Genomic DNA, 24,633 nt, shown 5'->3' with positions numbered 1-24,633 from the left:
TCAGTTGACCGTGACCTGACCGAGGGCGGCTTTCGCCTCCTGGGCCTGATGCTGCGGTGCATACACTTGCTTGAAGCGTACCGGCGGCAGGTTGAACTGGCCCTTCTGCGAGAAGCGCACCAGATGACGCAGGCGCAACTCACCACTCAGCGCGTCGACCGGCACCGCGTATGCCAGTTGTCCCGGTTCGAAACGCGCCTTCTCCAGCGCGGTCGGTTCGGTGCCGTCCTTGCCCTGCAACTTGATGCCCCACGTCGTGCGCTCGACATCCGCGCCCGGTGGCAGCGGCACTTCAAGCATGCCGTAGCGCAGCGGTTTCGCTGCCTTGCTGGTGAGGATCACCTCGTCCAGGTACAGGCTGTCGCTGGACAACGGTTTAGTGCCGACCGGCTCGAGTTTGTAGGTGAACGCTTCGTCGCCCGGCACCAGCCGCGACAGGCGCCGGGTGATGGTCACGGCCATCGGATCGCCCTGCGGCTGTTGAGTCTGGAAGCTCAGCGCCGCACGCAGCGGCCGCTCTTGCGTGCCGGACACGCTCAGCACGCTCGGCAGCGGCGTCGCACCTTGCCATGTCCAGTACATCTCGCCGCTGGCGCCGTAGTTTTTCTTCCAGCCCTCACCCGGCATCAGCGCGATGGTCGGCGAAGCCTGAGCGATGCTGCGTTGCAGCCAGGTCAGCGCCAGTGCACGTTCCAGCGTCGATTGCTGCGGCAACAGGCGTTGCAACAACGCCGTCGCACGGGCCTGATCAAACGGTTGCAGCGACAGGTTCAGTGCTTCGACGAAGGGCTGCGAGCTGACCGCCAGACGTTGTTGCGCTGCGCCCAGTTGACGATTGAATGCCTCCGGCAAAGCAACTTTCACCTGCGAGGCCAACGATGCAGTGAGTACCCGTGCCGTCGCCAGACCAAGTGCCGAATCCGGGTCGTTCATCACCAGACTGTCCTGGCCGTCGTCGAGCAAGGTTTCGGCAGCGCCTTCACCGGCCTTGGCCAGATCGTCGATCAAACCGCTGAGCAGCGTGTTCACTGGCAGCTGCATCTGTTTGGCGAACGACAGAATCAGCGCCCGTTGCAGCAATGGCGTATTCGGCGCTTGCTTGGCATAAACCTCCAGCACCCGCTGCCAGTGGTCCGGCGGCAGGGTCAGGTCGAGTACGCGGCTGGCGTTCCAGTCGGCGTAATAGGCATAGGCGGTGAGAAATGCATCCGGCTCGCCGTCGTAGCCCCACCAGGTGAAGCTCGCCGACGGCCCGGCCATTTGCACCAGGCGCAGGCGGCTGTTCTGCATGATCAGGCGCAAGCGATCGCGAATCTGCGGATTCGAGGCCAGCGATGGATAAGCGATGCTTAGCGGCAGCAAGCGACTGGCCGTCTGCTCGACGCCGCCGTACGGGTAGCCGAGCAGATCATCGAGGGCGGAACGGAACAGCGCTTGCGGACTGTCATCCAGACGCAGGCGGATATCCGTGGCATCCGCCGGCAAACTCAACGGCGTATCGCCGCTGACCACGTCGAGGCTTTGGGTCTGGGTGACCTGCCAGCCTTCACCGGTGGCACTCAAGCGCACAGCCAGGGCATCGGCGACTTTGCCATCCTGCACCAGCTCCGCCGTCCACTCGCCAGAGGCCAAAGCGAACGCCGGCAGTGGCAGGTAATTGATGCCGCTGTTCAGAGTCACCGGCAGACGTTGTTCGCTACCGGCATAGTGAGTCACCAGTTCCGCCTTGACCGGTTTCTCCGCCTGACTGAAAGCGAACACACCCAGTTGCGGCTGATCGCCCTTGCGGAATCTGCTCGGCCCGCTCCACTTCAGGTACAGCGGTTTTTCCGAACGGACAAACTGCTTCTTCTGCCCGACCTGACCGTCATCGGCAATCGCCCGCGCGGTGATGCGCCAGCGGGTCAGCGAGTCCGGCATCTTGAAGGTGAAGCGGGTTTTGCCGTCGGCGCCAGTCAACAACTCCGGCTGCCATGCAGCGGTGTCGACGTCTTCACGGCGCGGACGCTCAAGCACTTTCACGCCGCGCTCGCTGCGATTGGCCTTGCCCGGTGCGCCGGGGCTGCCCGGCAAGGCCACGTCGTAGCTGATGAACGACAGGCTGGCACTGGTGCGCACGTTGTTGCGCCGTGGGTGATAGAAGAACTGGTCGATGGTCGGCGCGACTTCCGGTTGCAGCGCGTAGACCATTTCGTCGACCACGCTGACCGTCAGATGCGCCGGAACCGCTTTGCCGGCGAACTGAGTGGTCAGGTCGACCGTGACCGTATCGCCCGGCAGATACACCGCTTTGTCGGTGCTGATCGCCACGTCGATTTGCGGCGCGACCACTTTGATCCCGGCGTTCTGGAAGCTGTACTGACCGCCCTTGGTGTAGAGCACGGAGAAGGTCAGGTTCGGCGCGAAGTTATCCTTCACCGCAATGCGCGCGCGGTATTGGGTGTCGCTGAGTTTTTCCAGCGTCAACCAGTCAGCGCCCTTGGCCAGCAGCGCAGTGGCCTCGACCTTGTCGCGCTCCAGCGACAGCAGTGCATCGCTGACCGGCTCAGGGAAGGTGATCAGCGCCAGCGCTTCTTCGCCCGCCTTGTACTCGGGCTTGTCGAGGACGATTTCCACGGTACCCGGCACCGCTTTCACGCCGTCGCCGGTGACCGAATGGCCGGTGGCGCCGAGGACGCGACCGTGTTGATCCTTCAGCGTCAGGTTGTAGATGCCCGGACGTTCGAAGGCGAGGCTGAAGCCTTTGTCTGTTGCGGCGAGTTTGCCTTCGCCGGTGCTCTGATCTTCCAGGCGCACCCAGGCGTAGCTGCTCGGCGTTACGGCTTTGCTTTGTTCGGTGCCACCCTCATTCGCGTAGCTGAAGACAACCTTGTCGCCGACCGCGCTGAACCGCTGCGGCGCGCTCAAGCGGAAGCTCGCCGCACCACGGTCGATGAGGATTTCCTTGGTGGTCTTGACCCGATAAGCCGCGCCGTCGCTGGCAAACACAGTGAGCATGTAGCGGCTTGGCTTGTCGGCGGCTGGCAGATCGAGGGTCGCGTTGCCCTTGCTGTCGGTGGTCAGTTCAGTGCTGGTCAATTCCACCGGGAATTGCCCGAGGTATTGCAGCTCGTTGTCGACCATCGACAGTTGCTGGGCGCGCAGGCTCAGGCTCAATTTGGCGTTGGCCACCGGTTTGCCGTCTGGGTAGAGCAACACCAGACTGCCTTTCACCGGCTCACCGGTACGGTAATCCTGCTTGGCCAGATTCAGCGAGATTTCGAAGTGCGGCTTGATGTATTCAGCCACACGGAAAGCACTGCTGTAGGCCTGCTCCTTGTAGTTGAAACGGATCTCGTAACCACCGGCCACGGCGTTATCCGGCAACTGGAAACGGCCCTGGGTACCGGCCTTGGAATCCAGTTTCAGATCGAGGGTTTGCAACTCGGTCCCCGTGGCATCAAGCACGCTGACACTGACATCCGCCGCACCCGGCAACACCGAATCACGGGCATTCTTGAACTCGCGACCGACGATTTTCAACGACACCCAATCGCCCGGACGATACAGCGGCCGGTCGGTGAAGGCATAGAGTTTGGTGTCGTAGATTTCGCTGTCGTAATAGAAGTTTTCCGAGACGAACACGCCGCCCTCTTCGTCCTCGCCGATGACGAACGAGCGCTCCGGGCTGACGTGTTTCAGGCGCAGCAAACCGTCGGCATCGGTAGCACCGCTGCTCATCACGCCGAGGCCATCGGTCCACAGCACGTTGACCTTCGGCACCGAACTGCCTTCGTGTTTGCGCGCGGCCCAGACCAGCAGTTCATCGCCGGCAATCTTGCTCACCGCGACGGTGTTGGAGACGAAAACCATGGTGGTCGCGCGGTACTTGCCGATCAGCGCTTCAACCAGATACAGCCCCGGTTTCAGGTTACCCAGCGGGATGTAGACGTTGCCCGGCGCGACGCTGACGAAGTCGCTGGACGAGCCGGCCAGATTAACCCCGGCCGGCGGCTGGATAGGCTTGGCCTGCCACAGCGGATAACGGAACTGGCTGACCACCGGCAGACCCGGGATCAGCGCGAATTGCGGCTGCGCGTCGTACGGCGTCGGCGCGGCCATGGCCTCGCCCATTTTCAGCTCCGGCACTTCTTCGGTGACCTGCTTGCGCGACTCGTAGGAGAACGCACGCTGCATCACCCGGCGGGATTTGCGATACCAGTTGTCCCACAGATACGCGAGGGTGTTGGACAGGCCTTCGCCCTTGAACTGGCCGTCGCTGACGACGCGATGCAGGTTCTTCTGGCGCTTGAGGAAATCCAGCGGCTTGTCGATGCGATACACGCGAATGTCGGCGCCGCCGTACGGCTCCATGCGAAAGCGCCGGTAGTCACGACCCGGGGCTTCGAGGCGGACCATCGCCGGTTCGTCGCTGGCAAAACTGCTATCGGCGAGCAAGAAAAAACTCTCACCGGCCACCGGCGTGTAATTGCTCGGCTCCACCGAGTCTTCGGCGTTGACGCAGGTAAACGGCAGCAACAACGCCAACAGCAAGGAAATTCGCGAACAGATACGCAACATGCGAGCACCGGTCATTGGGAGAGAAAGTTCAGTCGATAGACGCCGATGAAGTTGGGGTTGGCTGCGTCGGGTATCCATCGGGTGTCCTTCCATGTCATGAGTTGCTGCAGGCTTGCCGAACGCATGCCGTTGTCAGTGGGGGTGGTGGTGCCGGTGTGATAGGCGATGTAGCGGCCCATCCAGATCATCAGGTGCTGGTCGTCGCCCTGATCGAAAAACATCAGGTCACCGGGCCGCGCCTGCGACACATCGCGGCCGACCAGATGGCTGTTGAACTGAATCAGTTTGATCGCGTTGACGTACGGCCCGACCTTGCCGCCGCCCTGCTGCCACTGTTGCGCGAGCTTGCGTTGCTCGTCGCTCAGCGCCAGTTCCGGCGGCAGATAGCGATTGGACAGACCATTGCTGCGCAGCCATTTGTCGTCATGGACTTTCAGCGCTTCGTTGGCGGCAAAGCGCACCAGCCCGGCGCAGTCCTGCTGATACCAGCGCGGGCTCGGGCCTTGGCTGAGCTGCTCTTGAGCGATGCGCACAAACCAGGCGCGGAATACCTGGGATTGCGCCGGGTCGAGCGCTGGAGCTTCAACCGCACGGGCGCCTGCGCTCAGCAGCAACGCAAGCAAGCCGAGGCTGCGGATCAGTGCGCTCACAGCGCTTTCCATTCCAGCGGCAGCCATTGCCAGTGGCCGTCAGGCTCGCTGCCTTCAGGCAGGGTCAGGGCATATTTGCCGTAGCCCCCGAGGGTGCGCAGTTTCGGCATCAGGTAGGTTTGCGCAGCGTTATAAAACACCGGTTCCATGTCCTGCGGCAGGCTGTCGAGGGTTTCGCGCTGCATCAGTTGCGCCATCGCATCCGGGCCGAAGTAGATCGGCATCAATACGTCTTTTGGCAGCACGTCGGCCATCGGCGGGAAGCGCTTGTCGAGGGTGCCGAGGGCTTTATCGACGAGTTTGTCGTCGAGGGAGAACAGCAGCGTCGAGCCATGACGGGCGAGGCTGACTTTCATGAACGCCTTGCCGGAAATCGCCTCCGGGTTTTCAGCGGTCTTCGCCGCGTACGGACCGAAACTGGAACTGACCTGACGCTGCCAGACGTGGCTCTGGCCTTCCTGCTTGTCGATCACCGGGAATACGCTTTCGGCGACATTCGCTTCGAACGCGCCGACCATCGAGCCGAACAGTTTGCCCAGATCACCGTCAAGCTTGCTGCTGTCCTCGTCTTTTAGGCTGGCGACCAGCAGCGGTGTGTACAACCGCGAATCGGCGTACCAGCACAGGCCGGCCGCGCCAGCGACGTGTTCGGTCAGCGTTTGCGCAACAGCTTCATCGGCACCGAGTTTCATCAATATCGGTTTCTGCGGCTCGGCCGCCACCGGCAGGGTCACGCAAGCGCTCGCCCCCAACGGCATCGCCTGCCAGACCGGTTTGAAATCGAAGTCCGGCTGGTTTTCCAGTTCATCCATGGCCAGATAGCTGTGCCAGCCCTTGTCGTCCATGTCGAAACGCAGCCCGGCGAAATTCGGGATGAAGCGCTGATAGCCCATCGCGAGCACGCTGGAATTGACCGACAGACGCTGCTTGGTTTCCGGGTTTTTCGCTGGCAAGCCGAACGCTTCGGGGAAGAGCTTTTCACCGTTGAGCAACGCCGCCAGCGCTTGCGCGGAAACGCGGCCCGACTCTTCCGAGACGCCGCTCTCGGGGTCGTAGTACTTGGCTGGATTGGACAACACCACCAGTTTGTCGCCGCGCGACGCGAACAGCAGTGATTTGCTGGCGTTGTAGCTGAGTTGATACAGCGGCACGTCATCGCCGCCGACTTTGAGAGTGCCGAAGATGCTGAGCTGAGTGTCATCCAGCGCCACTTTCGCCAACGGCTCGAGCAGCTTGGCCAATCCGCCGCGATCCATCACCAGCAGGAAATCCTTCAAGCGGCCATCGGCGCCACGCCACAGCGCAACATCGGCCGGTTGATCGAAAAGCTGCTCGATCAGGCTGTCCTGCAACTTCAGGTCATGTTCGTAAATGATCCGCCGCAGGCTGCCGATCAGGCCGAGGCGGTCGGCGTGAGTTTCGTAATAGAAGACGAAATCCTCGGTGAGCGTGGCCTTGAGAAACGGCACCGTCAGCAGGTCCTTGGGCAACTGGCTCAGTGAACGGGTTTCGAGCAAGGCATCCGGACGGCCGAGGCCGAGCCTGTCACTGGCAAGTGTCGCCGGCGGCGCTTTGGGCTTGAGCAGCAGCCAGCCGAAACCGCCCGCCACACCGGCCACCAGGCACAGGCCGAGCAATACCAGCGGCCAGCGCCGCGAAGGTTTGGCCGCCGGTGTCGCGGCAGCTGGAGTCACAGTGTTATCGCTCATGTTCACAACATCCGAGTTCATCCGTGGCGGGATGCTTAATAGTTGAAAGTCTTGACCAGCAGCAGATCACCGATCGCCCGCAGGGGCACGATGAAGGTTTCGCGTTTTTCGTCGACGGTGTTTTCGTTGAGCACCAGGGTGATCTGCGAGGTGATCACCTCGTTCTGATTACTGGTTTCCTCGAAGTTATAGCCACCATCGCCGTAGTTGCCCCAATAGTTGACGTAGACCAGATACGTGCCGTGCAGCGGCGCGGTCATGGTGAACATTTCCGGGCCGGGGCCGTCGACACCATCCGGGTCGAGGCCGCCGCCATTGCTCAGCGCCGGCCGTGCCCAAAAGGCATGCTGACCGTCGGGGGTGACAATATGCAGATCCAGCTCGGCTTTCGGGTCGTCCCATCCCAAGACAAGACGAATCTTCGCCGGCGTGCGCAGATTATTTGCTTCATAAAATTGCACGCGCTTGAGCGACTGGCCCTCGGCGCTGATCACTTCGACGCTGTTGGAGCCGGCGCCGAAGACGTAAGGCCGGGCAAAACGCCCCTGGTCATCGGTGTACAGATTCAATGGATTGCCGTTGACGGCGAGGCTGTGCGGCGGACGCATGTGCCCGAGGGCTTTGAGCTGGCCCTGGATCATCGTGCGATTGCGCTGAATGCCGCGATCGATCGGCGGCGTCGGGTAGGCGACCTGCGGATTTTCCGAACGATCGAGCAGGCCGTGATAACGCCAACCGCCGACCGGCTCGGACAACTGCGCAGTCGGCGCGGCCCACAGCGCAGGCGCGCAGGCGAGGCCGATCAGCAGCAAAAGAAATGAACGCATGTGACGCCTCCTGCCATGCCTTGAACGAAACCTTGCACCCGATCCTCGGTACTTCACAGCGGTGAACTGCGTTTCGTCTGAATACCCCGCAACTGTCGGGGCCGTAGAAGCCGCGAAGAGTAGCGATTCGGCAGTTTTTTAACAATCGGATACATGTGTGATTGCTGTAGGAATCTCGCCATCCGGGTAGACGATGAGCCGAATAGCCGGCATATTCGGCTCACCAAATGAGCCGAATAGCGTTTTTATTCGGCTCACGCTTCTATGACAGGTGATCAATGACCGCACACTGGATCTGGCAACAACCCGATTGGCCCGACTTCAACTGGCAAGCAGAGCGCCTCGCCCCGCTGCTGCGCGAGTGCGTGCAGACGCAGGGCCGACTCTTGGGAATGGCCGGCTCAGTGGGCGATTCGATGAGCGCACAGAGCGAGCTCGATGCGTTGCTTCAGAACATCGTCACCTCCTCCGCCATCGAAGGTGAGCAACTGAATGTCGGCTCCGTGCGTTCTTCTCTGGCCCGGCGCCTGGGTCTGGAATGGGTTGATCGCGATAGCGTCAGCCAGCGTAGCGAGGGCTTGGCGCAATTGATGCTCGATGCCACCCATGGCTTCGACGAGCCGCTGACCCTGGCCCGATTGCTGGAATGGCACACCTGGCTTTTCCCCGCCGAGGAAGCGATGTTCAGCGCGCGGCCAATACTCGTCGGTACCTTGCGCGGCGACGAACCGATGCAGGTGGTGTCCGGACGACTCGACCGGCCAACGGTTCACTTTGAGGCGCCACCGCGCCAAGGGCTGGAACAGCAAATTGAGCGTTTTTTGAGCTGGTTCGAAGCCAGCCGCGATCAGGTTTCGCTGGATCCGCTGTTACGCGCAGGCATCGCGCATTTCTGGTTTGTCACTCTGCACCCTTTCGACGACGGCAACGGTCGTCTGACCCGCACAATCACCGATCTGGCGCTGGCGCAAGGCGAAGCGCAGGCGATCCGCTTCTACGCGATGTCCGCAAGCATTCTCGAGGATCGCGCCGGCTATTACCGGATTCTGGAGTCGAGCCAAAAGGCCACGCTCGATATCACCGAATGGCTGAGCTGGTTTTTGCAGACACTGCTGCGCAGCCTGCAGCAAGCCATCACCCGGATAGATTCGGTGTTGGGCAAGACTCGCTTCTGGCAGGCGCACCGCGAATCCGACCTTTCAGCGGAGCAGATCAAAGTGCTCAATCGCTTGCTCGATGGCGGTGAGCGCGGTTTCGAACAGGGCCTCAGCGCAGGGCAATATCAAGCGGTTGCGAAAGTATCCAAAGCCACCGCGACGCGGCATCTGGCGGAGTTGCTGGACAAGGGCTGCCTGCAACGCCTGCCGGGCGGCGGACGCAGTACGCGTTACAAAATCAACTATCCGGATTGACTCGCCGACCGTTATGGAGAGGCTTGGCGACGGCCCGCTCATTTGCCCATACCCCCCCTATCTGCTAGTGTCGCGCCGGTTTAACGTCTACCGGAATTTGCCGCCATGGCCCGCAAAAAAGCTGCACTGGATTTCGAACAATCCCTCGCCGACCTGCAAACACTGGTCGAGCGTCTGGAGAACGGTGAATTGTCGCTAGAAGACTCGCTGACCGCTTTCGAGCAGGGCATCGGCCTGACCCGTGACTGCCAGGCGGCGCTGGCCCAGGCCGAGCAGAAAGTGCAGGTGCTGCTGGAGCGCGATGGCGAGCTCGCCGAGGAACCCTTCGACGCGGATGAGCCAGAATGATCGCGGCGTATTCGGCGAGCAGTCAGGCCCGGGTCAACGCGGCGCTGGAAACGCTGTTCAACGCACCGCTGCCGGAACTGGCGCGGCTCTACGAAGCGATGCGCTACAGCGTGATGAACGGCGGCAAGCGCGTGCGCCCGTTGCTGGCTTACGCGGCGTGCGAAGCCCTCGGCGCAAAGGCTGAACAGGCCAGCGGCGCGGCCTGTGCGGTCGAGTTGATCCACGCCTACTCGCTGGTGCATGACGATTTGCCGGCGATGGACGATGACGATCTGCGTCGCGGCCAGCCGACGACCCACAAGAAATTCGACGAAGCCTGCGCGATCCTCGCCGGTGACGGCTTGCAGAGCCTGGCCTTCAGCGCCCTGCTCGATCCGCGCCTGAGCGATTGCAGCAGCGACATCCGTCTGCAGATGGTCACGGCGCTGGCCCATGCAGCCGGTCCGGCGGGCATGGTCGGTGGTCAGGCCATCGATCTGGGTTCGGTCGGTCTCAAGCTCGATCAAACAGCCCTCGAACAAATGCACCGGCACAAGACCGGCGCGCTGATTGAGGTCAGCGTCAAGCTTGGTGCCCTGGCCAGCGGCCGCGCCCAGCCTGATCAGCTTCAGGCGTTGCAGACTTATGCACAGGCCATCGGCCTGGCCTTTCAGGTGCAGGACGACATCCTCGACGTGGAAAGCGATACCGCGACCCTCGGCAAACGCCAGGGCGCCGATATCGCCCGCGACAAGCCGACCTACCCGGCCCTGCTCGGCCTCGACGCCGCCAAGGCCTACGCTCTGGAACTGCGCGATCAGGCTCTGCAGGCGCTGCGACCGTTTGACGCGGCCGCCGAGCCGTTGCGCGAGCTGGCGCGGTATATCGTCGAGCGACGCAACTGACGGCGTATCGGCCAAAAAAGACCAACGCGTGGGCAGGGGGCGATGCATCAGGTAAACTGCCGCATCTTTTATACCTATAACGATTCGCCTGATGCCCACGACGTTTCATGAGATTCCCCGCAAGCGCCCGACCACGCCCCTGCTCGACCGCGCGAACACGCCGGACGGCCTGCGCCGGTTAGGCGAAGCCGAGCTGGAAACCCTGGCCGATGAGTTGCGCCTGGAATTGCTCTACACGGTCGGCCAGACCGGTGGGCATTTCGGTGCCGGCCTGGGCGTGATCGAGCTGACCATCGCGCTGCATTACGTTTTCGACACCCCGGACGACCGTCTGCTGTGGGACGTCGGGCATCAGGCGTATCCGCACAAGATCCTCACCGGTCGCCGCGAGCGCATGGCCAGCCTGCGTCAGAAGGACGGCATTGCCGCGTTCCCGCGCCGCTCCGAGAGCGAGTACGACACCTTCGGCGTCGGCCACTCCAGCACCTCGATCAGCGCTGCGCTGGGCATGGCCATTGCCGCCCGTCTGCAGGACAGCGACCGCAAGGCTATCGCCGTGATCGGCGACGGCGCGCTGACCGCCGGCATGGCTTTCGAGGCGCTCAACCATGCGCCGGAAGTCAACGCCAACATGCTGGTGATCCTCAACGACAACGACATGTCGATCTCGCGCAACGTCGGCGGGTTGTCGAATTATCTGGCGAAGATCCTGTCCAGCCGCACCTACGCGAGCATGCGCGAGGGCAGCAAGAAAGTCCTTTCGCGCCTGCCCGGTGCGTGGGAAATCGCCCGTCGCACCGAAGAATATGCCAAGGGCATGCTGGTCCCTGGCACCCTGTTCGAAGAGCTGGGCTGGAATTACATCGGCCCGATCGACGGCCACGATCTGCCGACCCTGATCGCCACGCTGCGCAACATGCGCGATCTCAAAGGCCCGCAGTTCCTGCACATCGTCACCAAGAAAGGCAAAGGCTTCGCCCCGGCGGAAGTCGACCCGATCGGTTACCACGCCATCACCAAACTCGAACCTCTGGACGCTCCCGCCGCTGCGCCGAAAGCCGTCAGCGGGCCGAAGTATTCGGCGGTGTTTGGCGAGTGGCTGTGTGACATGGCGGCGGCTGACGCTCGTCTGGTCGGAATTACCCCGGCGATGAAGGAAGGCTCGGATCTGGTGGCGTTCAGCGAGCGCTTCCCCGAGCGTTATTTCGACGTGGCGATTGCTGAGCAGCACGCGGTAACGTTCGCCGCCGGCATGGCCTGCGAAGGCGCGAAACCGGTGGTGGCGATCTATTCGACATTCCTGCAACGCGGTTACGACCAACTGGTACACGATGTCGCCGTGCAGAACCTCGACGTGCTGTTCGCCATCGACCGTGCCGGCCTGGTCGGCGAAGACGGCCCGACCCACGCTGGCAGCTACGACCTGTCGTACCTGCGCTGCATCCCGGGCATGCTCATCATGACCCCGAGCGATGAAAACGAACTGCGCAAGATGCTCACCACCGGCCACCTCTACAACGGCCCGGCGGCAGTGCGTTACCCACGCGGCAGCGGGCCGAATGCAGTCATCGAAAAAGATCTCGAAGCGATCGAAATCGGCAAGGGCATTGTCCGTCGTCAGGGCAGCAAGGTCGCCATGCTGGTGTTCGGCGTGCAACTGAGCGAAGCCTTGAAAGTCGCCGAGAAACTCGATGCCACCGTGGTCGACATGCGTTTCGTCAAACCGCTGGATGAAGCGCTGGTGCGCGAGATCGCCGCTAGCCACGAGTTGCTGGTGACCATCGAAGAGAACGCGATCATGGGCGGCGCCGGTGGCGCGGTCAGCGAGTTTCTCGCCCGCGAAAACATCCTCAAGTCGATGCTGCATCTGGGCTTGCCGGACATTTACGTCGAGCATGCGAAACCGGCACAGATGCTTGCCGAGTGCGGGCTGGATGAGGCCGGGATCGAAGCGTCGATTCGCCAGCGCCTGGCATTGCTCGCCCAATAAACGCAATACCCTTGTGGGAGCGAGCCTGCTCGCGAAAGCGGACTGTCAGTCAAAGACGAACTGACTGATACACCGCCTTCGCGAGCAGGCTCGCTCCCACATTTGATTTGTGTACACCTGAAACTCCCGTTGGACTGTCCATGAACCTCTCGCGCCTCGCCCTGCCCTTCCTCCTGCTGCCAACCGCCAGCGCCCTTGCCGATACATTCGAACGCGATCAGGCGCTGAAGCTGCCGGACACGCTGATCAGCGCCAATCGTCAGGTCGAAGCGCGCAACGACAGCAGCGCCGCCAACACCGTGTTCACCCGCGAAGACATCGATCGCCTGCAACCAAGCGACGTGCCCGATCTGCTGCGGCGCGTGCCCGGCGTGCAAGTGGCGCAGACCGGCGGGCGCGGCAGTCTGCCGGGGATCTACATTCGCGGCACGCAATCGGCGCAGAGCCTGGTGCTGGTCGATGGCCAGCGCATCGGTAACTCGACTTCCGGCGACAGCAACCTGCAACATCTGAACATCGAGCAGATCGAGCGCGTCGAAGTGCTGCGCGGTTCACGCTCGGTGATTTACGGCAGCGACGCGATTGGCGGGGTGATCCAGATCTTCACCCGGCGCGGCACCGAGCAAGGCTTGCAGCCACGCCTGCATCTGGGCTTTGGCAGTCAGCAGACATGGGAACGCAGCCTCGGCTTGTCCGGCGGCGACGAGAAAACCCGCTTCAACCTCGGCGCCAGCCTCGACGAAACGGCCGGAATCGACCGTACCCACGAGTCGTATCCAAGCGACAGCGACCATGACGCCTACCGCAACAAATCCCTGAGCCTGAGCCTCAGCCACGCGCTGACCGATGACGTCGAAGTCGGCGCCAATCTGCTGGATAACCGTGGCAGGAGCGAATTCGACAACCCGTTCGGCCGCTTCGACATGGACACTTTCGAGTCGGTGCAACAGCAGCCATACAGTGATTTCAATGTCAGCAGCATCAGCAGTTATGTCGATGCGCGGGTCAACGAAACCTGGAAAACCCGCATCGAATTCGGCCACAGCGAAAACCGCGAAAAGACCTTCGACAAGCTCAGCGACGAGCGCACGGTGTTCAACACCTATCGCGACTCGGTGAACTGGCAGAACGACCTGACGCTGGACGCGCGCAACAGCCTGATTCTGGGCGGCGACTGGTACGAAGACCGGGTCAACAGCAGCACTGCGTTTGACGAGGACAGCCGCTGGAATCGCGCCGCGTTCATCCAGCATCGCTATCAGGCCGACAGTTTCTCCACCGAGATCGGCCTGCGCCACGACGACAACCAGCAGTTCGGCAGCCAGAACACTTGGAGCGGCACTTTCACCCTGCCGCTGAACCCGGACAACGACGTGCTGCTGAGCTACAGCGAAGGGTTCCGCGCGCCGACCTTCAACGACCTGTACTACCCGGATTTCAGCAATCCCGACCTGAAACCGGAAACTTCGAAAAGCTACGAACTGCAATGGCGCAGCCAGTTGAGCGACAGCGCGCGGCTGGAAGCCTCGATTTACCGTGCCGACCTGGAAGACGCGATCATCTTCGGCAGCAACTCACGCCCACAGAACGTTGCGTCAGCGCGGATCAATGGCTTTGAAGCGGCACTGAAGCACGAGCTGTTTGGCTGGCAGAGCAATCTTGGCGTAGCGATCATTGATCCACGTGATCGCGATACCGGGCATACGCTGGCGCGACGGGCGCGGCGCACGGCCAGTTGGGATGTGGATCGGCAGTTTGATCGCTTGGGACTCGGCGCCAGTTGGCAATTGGTCAGCGGCAGTTACGACGACTTGAACAACACCCAGTCGCTGGGTGGCTACGGCACGCTCGGGCTGCGCAGCAGTTGGGCGCTGAACCGTGAGATCAAGCTGGATCTGAAGGTGGATAACTTGCTGGACAAGGGCTACAGCCGGGCGAATTACAGCTATGACGGCGCGCAGTATGGCTATCGCGAGGAAGGTCGGGCGTGGATGTTCGGGGTGACGTGGACCCCTGAACTCTGAGCTGAGATTTGTATTGGCTGGCTGACCTCTTCGCGAGCAGGCTCGCTCCCACAGTAGACTGAGTGCGGCCACACAGTTTGTTTTCAGCGAAAATCCAGTGTGGGAGCGAGCCTGCTCGCGAATACAGGCGATGCGGTCTACCGATCCGGCGCGATCAATTGGCATAGTTTGGCGGTGGCGCTGATCATCTGCCCGCTCGGTCGCTCAAGGCCTTTGTCAGTGACCAATATCAGTCTCCCCTGCCTGACCGCCGCCACCTGCGGCCAGGTCTTCCACGCCCCTAGCTGCGCCTGATCACCGGCGACAATCACTTCCGGATCACGCTGCAACACCGCCTCGATACTCACCTGCGGCGCCGGCAGATTCAGCTCGGCAAACACATTGCGCGCACCGCACACTTCAAGCGCATCGCTGATGATCTGCCCGCCACCGACGGTGTATAGCGGTTTGTCCCAGACTTGATAGAAAACCCGCAGCGGTTCGTCACGGCTATAACGCTGACGAAGGTCATCCAGTTGTTTGCGCAATTCGGCCGCCCGTTTCGCCCCGCGTTCAGGACGCCCGAGCTGTTTGGCAATGGCTTCGATCTGCGCCGCGAGTTGCGCCAACGTGTGCGGTTCGGCGACGAAGGTCGGAATGTTCAGGTGCTTGAGCTGATCACGCTGCCCCGCGCCAACACTGCCGGGCCAGAGCAGCAGCAAATCCGGTTTCAGGCTGAGCAAGCGCTCCATGTCGAGCTGGCCGTAGCGGCCCACTGATGGAACATCCGCTATCGCCGCCGGCCGCTCGCCCGCATCCAGTACGCCGACCAGCAGGTCAGCGGAATCCAGTTCAACGACGATTTCAGACAGTGAGGGGGCGAGGCTGACCACACGCAGTGCGGCCAGCGCCGGGCTGCTCAGGGCGAGCAGCAGAACCGCCAGCCACAGGCGATGCATCAGCCGAGTTGACGCGGAATATGATAGAGGTAGAACAGCACGGCGGTGGACAGCGCCAGCAACATCAACGGCACGGCTTCGAGGCCGACGAATACCGCCAGTGCGCCAATCCAGGCCGGCAAGGACGCTACCAGCAACGCCGTACGCCGACGCGCCGCAAGGGCAATCCAGGCGGCGGGTTCTTCGGCGGTATCGAGGGCTTTTTGCGTGGCGATCAGGGCGTGTTTGTAGCGGGCGAAATACTTCAGGCTGACAAACATCGAGGCGACGCCGGCGATGAACAAAGGCATTGCCAGCACTGGCAGCAGGCCCTGGCCTTCACCGAACAGCGCGTTGAGCACGAACAGCGGCAACAGCGCCAGCGCCAGGTATTGCCACCAGGCCACCGCCAACCGCCGCCGCACCTGGCCACGGGTCACGCGCGGTCGACCTCGCCCTGATGTTCGTTGCCCATCATGTGGTCGAGCTTGCTGGCCTTGGTCGCCAGATAGAGTTTGTTGTGCGGATTGTGCCCGGTGTGCAGCGGCACGCGCTCGGCGACGACGATGCCCATATCGGTCAGCGCTTTGACCTTGCGCGGGTTGTTGGTCATCAGGCGCAGGGATTTCACGCCCAGATGCTCAAGCATCGGCAGGCACATGGCGTAGTCGCGCTGATCGGCGGCAAAGCCCAGACGCTCGTTGGCTTCCACGGTATCGGCGCCGCCGTCCTGCAACTCGTAAGCGCGGATCTTGTTCAGCAGACCGATGCCGCGCCCTTCCTGACGCAGATACAGCAGCACGCCGCGGCCTTCGCGCGCAATCGCCTGCAAAGCTGCCTCTAATTGCGAGCCGCAGTCGCAACGCTGGCTGAACAAGGCATCGCCGGTCAGGCATTCGGAATGCAGGCGACCGAGTACCGGGGCGCCATCGGCAATTTCACCGAGGCTCAGCACGACGTGCTCACGCCCGGTGCTCTCATCGAGAAAGCCGTGCATGGTGAATTGCGCAAAAGGCGTTGGCAGCTTGGAAGCGGCGACGAAGACGACAGGCACCGATGTGCTCCTGATCTAGAAGACTGAAAATTCGCAGGCGGGCATTGTAACAGCAGGTTCCTGTGGACGCTTAGGCTGAATTATCGGGCATAACTATCAAAAAGTTTGATGACAGCTGCCATACGCTCCCACAGGACATTGTGATCATTTTGGATCAAACGGATACGGCTGCTGCCACTTCTCGAAGACCGGCTTCAACTCTCCGCTCTTGACCAGCTCCGCCATGCGCCGGTCATACAGCGCCATCAACGCGCGAGCCTGTGGGGTATCGGCGAAACCGAGAAACAGCGGCAACTCAGCCAGATGCGAATAGCGATACTGCGCTGGATCCGCGGCATCGCGCACGACCGCTTCAATCTCGGTCAGCGCATCGATGTAGTAATCCGCCCGGCCCTGCTTGAGCATCAGCAGAATGCCGGTACGTCGTTCGATCTGGTTGAAGCGCTGGATGTTCGGCAAGTAGTTTTCGTAGCGGTAGCCGCGCACCCAGGCCAACCGATATTTGCCCAAGGTCGCCTGGGTCGGCGGCGGGCTGCTCGCCAGGCCCAGCGCGTAGATGTGATCAGAATCGAACTTCGATTGCGGGTACAGCACGTGCTCGGCTTCGTCGCGGTAGGAGCCGACCAGCGCGTCGACTTCCTTCAACTGCACCAGCCCGATCGAACGGGTGTACGGCACCGTGCGGATGTCCAGCTTGACCCCGGCCGGCTCGAACACTTTGCGCAACACGTCCCAGGCCAGACCGTGACCATCGGCGGCGGTGTAATCCTCCCAGTCTTCGCTGGCCAGATGGATCACCCCAGGCACAGGCGCGGCGGCCTGCGCGTGGGCGAACGTGCCCAGCAGAGCCAGAAGCAGCAGCGCCAACCCGCGTCGCAGCATTGCGTGGTTCCTCACGTGAGTCGAATCAGGCGAATGCCCATACCAGCCCTTGCATCGCCAGCCAGGCGAACACACCGGCCAGCACGTCGTCGAGCATGATGCCGACGCCGCCATGCACGTGCTTGTCGATCCAGCGGATCGGCCACGGCTTGAGGATATCGAAGAAGCGGAACACCAGAAAACCCGCGAGCAACCAGTACCAGCCTTCCGGCACCAGCCACAGGGTGATCCACATGCCGACCATTTCGTCCCAGACAATGCCTTCGTGGTCGTGCACGCGCAAATCGTCAGCGACTTTGCCGCACAGCCAGAAGCCGAACAGCATGGTGATGCCGAGCATCAGCCAGTAGCCCCAGTCGGGCAGCATCTGCCACAGCGGAATGAACGGCAGCGCCACCAGCGAGCCCCACGTGCCCGGCGCTTTTGGCAAGGTCCCGGAGCCGAAGCCGAACGCGAGGAAATGCCACGGATTGCGCCAGACCGAAGGAGGCACGAATTCGGCAGGGACCTGTTTCGGGTGATCTGTCACGGTGTCTCCTGAAAATGTTGGTAGCCGCGAATCTGCGGAGTGATGTCGCGCCCGTCGCGGTCCAGCAGCAGCACGCCCTGGCCCGGCAGCACACGGCCGATCACATGAATCGGCCAGCCGTCGGCCAGCAGTGCCGGCAACTCGGCGGACGGCAAGGTGAAGGCCAGTACGTAATCATCACCACCGCTCAATGCCGCGCGCTCGGCACCGCGCTGGCCGAGAAACGCGACTAAAGCATCCGACAACGGTACACGCTCGCGTTCAATCTCAAGTCGCACCTTCGACGCCAGCGCGATATGTCCGCAATCGGCGAGCAGGCCGTCAGAGATATCCAGTGCCGCCGTGGCCTTGCCGCGCAGGGCCTGACCGAGCGCCAGTTGCGGTTGTGGCGACCAGTAATGCTCGAGCAGCGGCTGGGCGATATGCGCTTCGGCATCACGTTGAGCCAAAACCAGCGGCAAGGCGCCGGCTGCATTGCCCAGTTCGCCGCCGACGCAGAGCAGATCACCGGCCTGCGCACCGCTGCGGGTCAAGGCCTGGCCAGCGGGTACGCGGCCGAACACGGTGACCGTCAGGCTCAACGGTCCGCGCGTGGTATCGCCGCCGACCAGCGCGACGCCGCAGCTTTGCGCCATGCGGTTCAAACCCCGGGCATAGGCTTGCAGCCAATCGGCAGTCACCGTCGGCAAGGTCAGGGCAAGGGTAAAGGCAACGGGCGCGGCGCCCATGGCGGCCAGGTCACTGACCGCGACGGCCAGCGAGCGCTGACCGAGCAGAAACGGATCGCAGGGGTCGGCGAAATGCACACCGGCCACCAGCGTATCGGTAGAAACCGCCAGCTGTTCCCCAGTGGGAACCGCCAGCAAGGCGCAGTCGTCGCCGATCCCCAGAGCAACGCCTTCGCCGCCCTGCGCACAAGGCGCGGCGGCGAAGAAATTGCGGATCAGCTCAAACTCGCCCATGGCCGAGATAAAGTATTCAAGCGCCGATCAGCGCTTGAACGCCTTCACTTCAGCTTCACGCAGGCGCGGGGCCAGCTTGTCGAGCACGCCGTTGACGAACTTGTGGCCGTCGGTCGAACCGAACACTTTGGCCAGCTCGATACCTTCGTTGATCACGACGCGGTATGGCACGTCGACGCGCTTGAGCAGTTCCCAGGTCGACAGGCGCAGAACCGCCAGTTCAACCGGGTCGAGCTCTTCGATCGCCAGATCCAGGCAAGGCGTCAGGGCAGTGTCGATTTCGGTCTTGAACTGCGGAACCCCGTGAAGGATTTCACGGAAGTAGGCGCCGTCGACATCGGTGAAATCGTTATCAACGCGAAACTGCGCTTCGATCTCGTTCAGCGATTGCCGGGCCATGTGCCACTGGTACAGCGCTTGAGTCGCGAGCTGACGGGCTTCGCGACGCTTGGCGCTCTTCGACGGCTTGCCGGCATCCGCAGGTTTCGGATCGCGTGGGTTGAAACGATCGCTTTCGTCGCTAATCACTTGGCCTCCAACTGCGCCAGCAGGCTGACCATTTCCAGAGCGGACAGGGCAGCTTCGGCACCTTTGTTACCGGCCTTGGTGCCGGAACGTTCGATGGCTTGCTCGATGGAGTCGACGGTCAGCACGCCGAACGCGACCGGTACGCCGAATTCCATGGAGACCTGGGCCAGGCCTTTGGTGCACTCGCCAGCCACGTATTCGAAGTGCGGAGTACCGCCACGAATGACCGCGCCGAGGGCGATGATCGCTGCGAACTCGCCTTTCTGGGCGACTTTCTGCGCAACCAGCGGGATTTCGAAGGCGCCCGGTGCGCGGATGATGGTGATGTCGCTTTCGCTCACGCCGTGGCGAACCAGGGCATCAACGGCACCGCTGACCAGGCTTTCAACCACGAAGCTGTTGAAGCGGCCCACTACCAGAGCGTAGCGGCCTTTGGGGGCGATGAAGGTACCTTCGATGGTCTTCAGGGTCATTCGTCAGTTCTCTTAAAGAGCCGGGACGCGTCTGCTACGCGCCCCTCAGTGATTATTTGCCGCGAATCGGAGTCCGGAAACAGCCGGTCATTATTCGGAGGGCACGTATTCTACAACTTCCAGATCGAAACCGGATATCGCATTGAATTTCATTGGTGCCGACATCAAGCGCATTTTGCGCACGCCGAGGTCACGCAGGATCTGCGAACCGGCCCCGACAATGCTGTAGGTGGTCGGTTTTTTCGGCGCTGCCTGCTCACCGGTTTCACGGATATGCGCCAGCAGCACGTCACCATCAAGCGGGTGACCGAGCAGCAGCACCACACCGCTGCCGGCCTCGGCGACCGCAGCCATGGCGGCGCGCAGGCTCCAGCGACCGGGTTGCTTGACCATCAGCAGGTCGCGCAGCGGGTCCATGTTGTGCACGCGAACCAGTGTTGGTTCTTCAGCGCAGACAGTGCCCAGCGTCAGGGCCATGTGCACGTCGCCTTCCACCGAATCACGATAGGTCACCAGGTTGAATTGGCCCAGTTCGCTATCCAGCGGCTGCTCGGCAATCCGCTGAACGGTACGTTCGTGGATCATCCGGTAGTGAATCAGGTCGGCGATGGTGCCGATCTTGATGTTGTGTTCAGCGGCGAATGCTTCGAGTTCAGCGCGACGGGACATGGTGCCGTCGTCGTTCATCACTTCGCAGATCACTCCGCTCGGCTCGAAACCGGCCATGCGCGCCAGGTCGCAGGCGGCTTCGGTGTGGCCGGCGCGAGCGAGGGTGCCGCCGGCCTGCGCCATCAGCGGGAAAATGTGACCCGGGCTGACAATGTCTTCAGCCTTGGCGTCTTTGGCGGCAGCCGCTTGCACGGTGCGCGCGCGGTCAGCGGCGGAGATGCCGGTGGTCACGCCTTCGGCAGCTTCGATCGAAACGGTGAACTTGGTGCCGAAACCGGAACCGTTGCGCGGCGCCATCAGGGGCAGCTTCAACAGTTCGCAGCGCTCGCGGCTCATCGGCATGCAGATCAGGCCACGGGCGTGCTTGGCCATGAAGTTGATGTGTTCGGCCTGGCAGCATTCGGCGGCCATGATCAGGTCGCCTTCGTTCTCGCGGTCTTCGTCATCCATGAGGATGACCATCTTGCCTTGGCGGATGTCTTCAACCAGTTCTTCGATGCTATTGAGCGCCACAAGGCACCCCCTTCTTTTGAATTATTTGAGGTAGCCGTTTTGGGCCAGAAAGCTTTCGGTGATGGTGCTGCCGGCGGTCTTTTCGGCGGCTTTGTCGCCCAGCAGCAGACGCTCCAGATAACGCGCCAGCAGGTCGACTTCCAGATTCACCCGGCGGCCCGGCTTGTATGAAGCCATGATGGTTTCGCTGAGGGTGTGCGGAATGATCGTCAGCATGAATTCGGCGCCATCGACTTCGTTCACGGTCAGGCTGGTGCCGTCGACGGTAATCGAGCCTTTGTGGGCGATGTACTTGGCCAGCTCTTTCGGCGCACGGATGCGAAATTCCACGGCGCGGGCATTGTCGCTGCGCGAGACCACTTCACCGACGCCGTCGACGTGACCGCTGACCAGATGCCCGCCAAGGCGAGTGGTCGGGGTCAGGGCTTTTTCCAGATTGACCGGGCTGCCGCTTTTCAGGTCATTCATGGCGGTGCAATCGAGGGTTTCGCGGCTGACGTCGGCGGCAAAGCCGTCGCCCGGCAACTCGACTGCGGTCAGGCAAACGCCGTTGACCGCGATGCTGTCGCCGAGTTTGACGTCACTCATATCGAGCTTGCCGGTTGCGACGTGCACCCGTACATCACCGCCCTTTGGGGTCAGTGCGCGGATACTGCCGATGGATTCGATGATGCCGGTGAACATGGGGTTCTCCTTGAGAACGAGGCCAGCGCTAACGCAATGGCCGGGAATTATACGCGGGCCGAAGGGACAGGGATCGCAGTGACTCGCCAGTCATCGCCCACCGCGCGGATTTCAGTGATTTTCAGCTCCGGCGCATCTTTCATCTGCGCCAGCGGCCAGTCGAGCAGCGGACGCGCCGTGGAGCCGAGGAATTTGCCGGCAATGAAGATCACGAATTCGTCGACCAGCCCCAGTTGCGCAAAGGCACCGGCCAGACGCGGCCCGGCCTCGACCAGCACCTCGTTGGTGCCACGGCTGGCCAGTTCGATAAGCAATTGATGCAGATCGACCTGGCCGTCGTCACTCGGGACGATCAGGCATTCCGGGCCGTTGGCGTATTGCTCCTCGACCGCTACACAGGTGGCCACCAGCGCCGGCCCGGCCTTGAAGAACGGCGCATCCAGCGGCACCCGCAGGCGGCCATCGATCAATACGCGCAATGGCGGGCGACTCATGGCCAGCGCAGTTTGCTCGCTGTCGAGACCGAGTTCGTCCGCGCGTACGGTCAAGCGTGCGCCATCGGCCAGCACCGTATCGGCGCCGGTCAGCACCACCGCCGCCTCAGCGCGCAAACGCTGCACCGCCGAACGCGCCGCTGGGCCGGTGATCCATTGGCTCTCGCCGCTTTCCATCGCCGTGCGCCCGTCGAGGCTCATGGCCAACTTGACCCGCACGAACGGCAAGCCATGTTCCATGCGCTTCAGAAAACCTTGATTGAGCTTGCGTGCTTCAGCCTCCAGCACACCACTTTCGGTGGCAATACCAGCCTCGGCCAGGCGCTGCAAACCGCGCCCGGCGACCTGCGGATTGGGATCACGCATCGCCGCCACGACCCGGGCAACGCCAGCGGTCACCAAGGCATCGGCACACGGCGGCGTGCGCCCGTGGTGGCTGCAAGGTTCGAGGGTCACATAAGCCGTCGCCCCCCGGGCCTGCTCGCCAGCGGCGCGCAGGGCGTGGACTTCGGCATGGGGTTCGCCGGCGCGCTCATGCCAGCCTTCGCCGACAATCTGGCCGTCACGCACCACCACGCAACCGACTCGCGGATTGGGATGGGTGGTGTAGTGGCCTTTGCGCGCCAGTTCCAGCGCGCGGGCCATGAAATGGGCGTCGAGGATCGCCTGCTCGGCGGCGGTGGTCATTCTTTCACCGGTTCGCGGGCGAGGCGGTCGATCTCTTCGCGGAATTCATTGAGGTCCTGGAAGCGCTTGTACACCGAGGCAAAACGGATATAGGCGACTTCATCAAGCTTTTGCAGCTCGGCCATCACCAGCTCGCCGACCACGAGGGATTTGACCTCGCGTTCGCCGGTGGCGCGCAGCTTGTGCTTGATGTGAACCAGAGAGGATTCGAGGCGCTCGACGCTGACCGGACGTTTCTCCAGCGCGCGTTGCATGCCGGCGCGGAGTTTTTCTTCGTCGAACGGTTGGCGGCTGCCGTCGGTTTTGATCAGGCGCGGCAACACCAGTTCGGCCGTCTCGAACGTCGTGAAACGTTCGCCGCAGGCCAGGCATTCACGCCGACGGCGCACCTGTTCGCCCTCGGCGACCAGACGCGAGTCGATGACCTTGGTGTCGTTGGCACCGCAGAAGGGACAGTGCATGGTGGCTGGCAACAAAAAATGGGAGGGCCATGGTAGCGCATCCCCGTGGCAAGACAAGCCATAGGCTTTGCGGTATACAGAACGGCATGATCGTCTGATCCATGGAATTCATTCTGCCGGAGCCTCCAATGCCGTTACGTCCGCTCGTTCTGCTCAGTCTTTTCAGCCTGCTGGTGGCCTGTGGCAGCGACGCACCCAAGCCGCAACCGCCGACGCCGGGCCCCGCGCCGCAACAGGCGCAGAAAAAAGCCAAAGAGGCCGCCGAACTCGGCCCGCTGCCAGCGCATCAGCGCGAATTGAGCGGCACCCTGCAAGGCGTGCCAACCGGCGCCGAAGTCGAGTTGGCGCTGCTGGTGATTGATGAAAAGGATCGCCCGCAACAATTGCTCGCCAGTTCCAGCCTGATCGGCAACAACCAGATCCTGCCGTTTCATCTGCGCTTCAACCCCGAGGCATTTCCGGCCGGCGCACGGGTTGAGCTGCGCGGTCGCGCCAGCCAGTCCGGACAACTGATTCTGCACCTGCCGTCGCAGACCATCACTCAACCGACCACTCAGGCTTTGGGCCAGCTGCAATTCGTCAAAGCGCCATGACAGCACCGCTCGACCTGCAACAGGCCTTGGGGGAATTGCTCGGCGACGCCAGACTGAAAGCCTGTGCGTTGCCGGGCACTGATTTGCAGCTGTGGCTGATCGACGGCGACAACATGGCCCGCGAATTCAGCCAGGAAGAAACCCAGCGCATCCTGCATGAACCGCCGTATTGGAGTTTTTGCTGGGCCAGCGGCTTGGCCGTGGCGCGTTATCTGGCACAGTTTCCCGACTGGGTGCGCGGCAAGCGCGTGCTGGATTTCGGCGCCGGTTCCGGGATCGCCGGCATCGCAGCGGTCAAGGCCGGAGCGCTGGAAGTGGTGGCCTGCGATCTCGATCCGTTGGCGATCGCCGCGTGCAAGGCGAACGCCGAGCTCAACGAAGTGCAGATGAGCTACTCGACGGATTTCTTTGCCGAGGCCGATCGCTTCGATCTGATTCTGGTCGCCGACGTGTTGTATGACCGCGCCAATCTGCCGTTGCTCGACGCGTTTCTCAGTCGCGGACGCGAAGCGCTGGTGGCGGATTCACGGGTGCGGGATTTTCGTCATCCGTTGTATGAACGGATCGAGATGCTGGAGGCGATGACCCTCCCCGATCTGGCCGAGCCCGAAGAATTCAGACATGTCAGCCTCTACCATGCACGGCGCTAGCTAAAAGCTTCGCGAGCAGGCTCGCTCCCACACTGGATCTGTGTCGTTCATAAAATCCCCTGTGGGAGCGAGCCTGCTCGCGAAGGCGTCCGCCCATGCAACACACCTCTCGACCCGCCCCGCTTCCGGCCAC

23 protein-coding genes are annotated in these 24,633 nt (G+C 62.3%); 7 read left to right on the top strand and 16 right to left on the bottom strand.

Going from position 1 to position 24,633, the window contains the following annotated elements; translation table 11 throughout:
- The 4 genes from D8U61_RS24480 to D8U61_RS24465 are packed head-to-tail and all read right to left on the bottom strand — an operon-like array spanning position 1 to position 7,746.
- Positions 1-4,575: an alpha-2-macroglobulin gene (locus tag D8U61_RS24480; protein WP_130927824.1), complete on the bottom strand. Its 4,575-nt coding sequence runs from the start codon at positions 4,573-4,575 to the stop codon at positions 1-3.
- Positions 4,572-5,222, bottom strand: coding sequence for a DUF1175 family protein (locus tag D8U61_RS24475; protein ID WP_038860946.1), 651 nt, complete (start codon positions 5,220-5,222; stop codon positions 4,572-4,574). Before D8U61_RS24475 ends, D8U61_RS24480 begins: the two co-directional genes overlap by 4 nt.
- A complete protein-coding gene (locus D8U61_RS24470) occupies positions 5,207-6,919 on the bottom strand; it encodes a DUF2138 domain-containing protein (protein ID WP_130927823.1) in 1,713 nt (570 codons plus the stop codon). The genes D8U61_RS24475 and D8U61_RS24470 overlap by 16 nt, the downstream gene beginning before the upstream one ends.
- 35 nt (positions 6,920-6,954) lie before the next feature.
- Positions 6,955-7,746 carry a DUF2135 domain-containing protein gene (locus D8U61_RS24465; protein WP_125925921.1) on the bottom strand — a complete coding sequence of 264 codons (792 nt, stop codon included), beginning with the start codon at positions 7,744-7,746 and terminating at the stop codon, positions 6,955-6,957.
- Between the two features lie 278 nt (positions 7,747-8,024).
- Between D8U61_RS24465 and D8U61_RS24460 the strand changes: the two genes are divergently transcribed.
- The 5 genes from D8U61_RS24460 (at position 8,025) to D8U61_RS24440 (ending at position 14,404) form a co-directional block, all read left to right on the top strand.
- Positions 8,025-9,158: a Fic family protein gene (locus D8U61_RS24460; RefSeq protein ID WP_130888591.1), complete on the top strand. Its 1,134-nt coding sequence runs from the start codon at positions 8,025-8,027 to the stop codon at positions 9,156-9,158.
- Positions 9,159-9,263: 105 nt separating this feature from the next.
- Entirely contained in the window at positions 9,264-9,506 is a 243-nt protein-coding gene (locus D8U61_RS24455) for an exodeoxyribonuclease VII small subunit (protein ID WP_016772991.1), read from the top strand.
- Positions 9,503-10,390 (top strand): (2E,6E)-farnesyl diphosphate synthase, encoded by an 888-nt coding sequence (gene ispA, locus D8U61_RS24450; RefSeq protein ID WP_024014480.1) that lies wholly within the window; start codon positions 9,503-9,505, stop codon positions 10,388-10,390. The genes D8U61_RS24455 and ispA overlap by 4 nt, the downstream gene beginning before the upstream one ends.
- A gap of 91 nt (positions 10,391-10,481) precedes the next feature.
- Complete coding sequence (gene dxs / locus D8U61_RS24445; RefSeq protein WP_130927822.1) at positions 10,482-12,380, top strand: 1-deoxy-D-xylulose-5-phosphate synthase; 1,899 nt, start codon at positions 10,482-10,484, stop codon at positions 12,378-12,380.
- Between the two features lie 140 nt (positions 12,381-12,520).
- Positions 12,521-14,404 (top strand): TonB-dependent receptor, encoded by a 1,884-nt coding sequence (locus D8U61_RS24440; protein WP_130927821.1) that lies wholly within the window; start codon positions 12,521-12,523, stop codon positions 14,402-14,404.
- Positions 14,405-14,541: 137 nt separating this feature from the next.
- Here D8U61_RS24440 and D8U61_RS24435 read toward each other — a convergent pair whose 3' ends face one another.
- The 12 genes from D8U61_RS24435 to nrdR form a co-directional block, all read right to left on the bottom strand.
- The gene (locus D8U61_RS24435) at positions 14,542-15,342 is read right to left on the bottom strand and encodes a cobalamin-binding protein (RefSeq protein ID WP_130902606.1); all 801 of its coding nucleotides are present in this window, start codon (positions 15,340-15,342) and stop codon (positions 14,542-14,544) included.
- Positions 15,342-15,761: an MFS transporter gene (locus D8U61_RS24430; RefSeq protein WP_130927820.1), complete on the bottom strand. Its 420-nt coding sequence runs from the start codon at positions 15,759-15,761 to the stop codon at positions 15,342-15,344. The genes D8U61_RS24435 and D8U61_RS24430 overlap by 1 nt, the downstream gene beginning before the upstream one ends.
- Positions 15,758-16,375, bottom strand: coding sequence for a GTP cyclohydrolase II (gene ribA / locus D8U61_RS24425; protein ID WP_024014485.1), 618 nt, complete (start codon positions 16,373-16,375; stop codon positions 15,758-15,760). Before ribA ends, D8U61_RS24430 begins: the two co-directional genes overlap by 4 nt.
- 144 nt (positions 16,376-16,519) lie before the next feature.
- The gene (locus tag D8U61_RS24420; protein WP_024014486.1) at positions 16,520-17,257 is read right to left on the bottom strand and encodes a transporter substrate-binding domain-containing protein; all 738 of its coding nucleotides are present in this window, start codon (positions 17,255-17,257) and stop codon (positions 16,520-16,522) included.
- 25 nt (positions 17,258-17,282) lie between these two features.
- Positions 17,283-17,786, bottom strand: a complete 504-nt coding sequence (locus D8U61_RS24415) for a phosphatidylglycerophosphatase A (protein ID WP_130888587.1) — start codon at positions 17,784-17,786, stop codon at positions 17,283-17,285.
- Positions 17,783-18,748 carry a thiamine-phosphate kinase gene (gene thiL, locus D8U61_RS24410; RefSeq protein WP_130902604.1) on the bottom strand — a complete coding sequence of 322 codons (966 nt, stop codon included), beginning with the start codon at positions 18,746-18,748 and terminating at the stop codon, positions 17,783-17,785. The genes D8U61_RS24415 and thiL overlap by 4 nt, the downstream gene beginning before the upstream one ends.
- 27 nt (positions 18,749-18,775) lie before the next feature.
- Positions 18,776-19,276 carry a transcription antitermination factor NusB gene (gene nusB / locus D8U61_RS24405; RefSeq protein ID WP_024014489.1) on the bottom strand — a complete coding sequence of 167 codons (501 nt, stop codon included), beginning with the start codon at positions 19,274-19,276 and terminating at the stop codon, positions 18,776-18,778.
- Complete coding sequence (ribE, locus tag D8U61_RS24400) at positions 19,273-19,749, bottom strand: 6,7-dimethyl-8-ribityllumazine synthase (RefSeq protein ID WP_003228649.1); 477 nt, start codon at positions 19,747-19,749, stop codon at positions 19,273-19,275. The genes nusB and ribE overlap by 4 nt, the downstream gene beginning before the upstream one ends.
- Before the next feature lie 90 nt (positions 19,750-19,839).
- Positions 19,840-20,931: a bifunctional 3,4-dihydroxy-2-butanone-4-phosphate synthase/GTP cyclohydrolase II gene (gene ribBA, locus D8U61_RS24395; RefSeq protein ID WP_039761895.1), complete on the bottom strand. Its 1,092-nt coding sequence runs from the start codon at positions 20,929-20,931 to the stop codon at positions 19,840-19,842.
- Between the two features lie 21 nt (positions 20,932-20,952).
- Positions 20,953-21,615, bottom strand: a complete 663-nt coding sequence (locus D8U61_RS24390; protein ID WP_125918213.1) for a riboflavin synthase — start codon at positions 21,613-21,615, stop codon at positions 20,953-20,955.
- A 47-nt stretch (positions 21,616-21,662) separates the two neighbouring features.
- A complete protein-coding gene (gene ribD / locus D8U61_RS24385; protein ID WP_130927819.1) occupies positions 21,663-22,796 on the bottom strand; it encodes a bifunctional diaminohydroxyphosphoribosylaminopyrimidine deaminase/5-amino-6-(5-phosphoribosylamino)uracil reductase RibD in 1,134 nt (377 codons plus the stop codon).
- Positions 22,793-23,257 (bottom strand): transcriptional regulator NrdR, encoded by a 465-nt coding sequence (nrdR, locus tag D8U61_RS24380; protein ID WP_007910946.1) that lies wholly within the window; start codon positions 23,255-23,257, stop codon positions 22,793-22,795. Before nrdR ends, ribD begins: the two co-directional genes overlap by 4 nt.
- Before the next feature lie 128 nt (positions 23,258-23,385).
- On the opposite strand from nrdR, the gene D8U61_RS24375 reads away from it, so the two are divergent.
- Complete coding sequence (locus D8U61_RS24375; RefSeq protein WP_071173724.1) at positions 23,386-23,850, top strand: YbaY family lipoprotein; 465 nt, start codon at positions 23,386-23,388, stop codon at positions 23,848-23,850.
- The gene (locus tag D8U61_RS24370) at positions 23,847-24,500 is read left to right on the top strand and encodes a 50S ribosomal protein L11 methyltransferase (protein WP_130888585.1); all 654 of its coding nucleotides are present in this window, start codon (positions 23,847-23,849) and stop codon (positions 24,498-24,500) included. The genes D8U61_RS24375 and D8U61_RS24370 overlap by 4 nt, the downstream gene beginning before the upstream one ends.
- Positions 24,501-24,633: the final 133 nt, after the last annotated feature.

It is taken from the genome of Pseudomonas sp. Sample_14 (assembly GCF_004307515.1).
Classification (GTDB): domain Bacteria; phylum Pseudomonadota; class Gammaproteobacteria; order Pseudomonadales; family Pseudomonadaceae; genus Aquipseudomonas; species Aquipseudomonas atacamensis.
The sequence above is the reverse complement of the archived record's forward strand: the minus strand, read 5'-3'. Positions and strand labels throughout refer to the sequence as shown.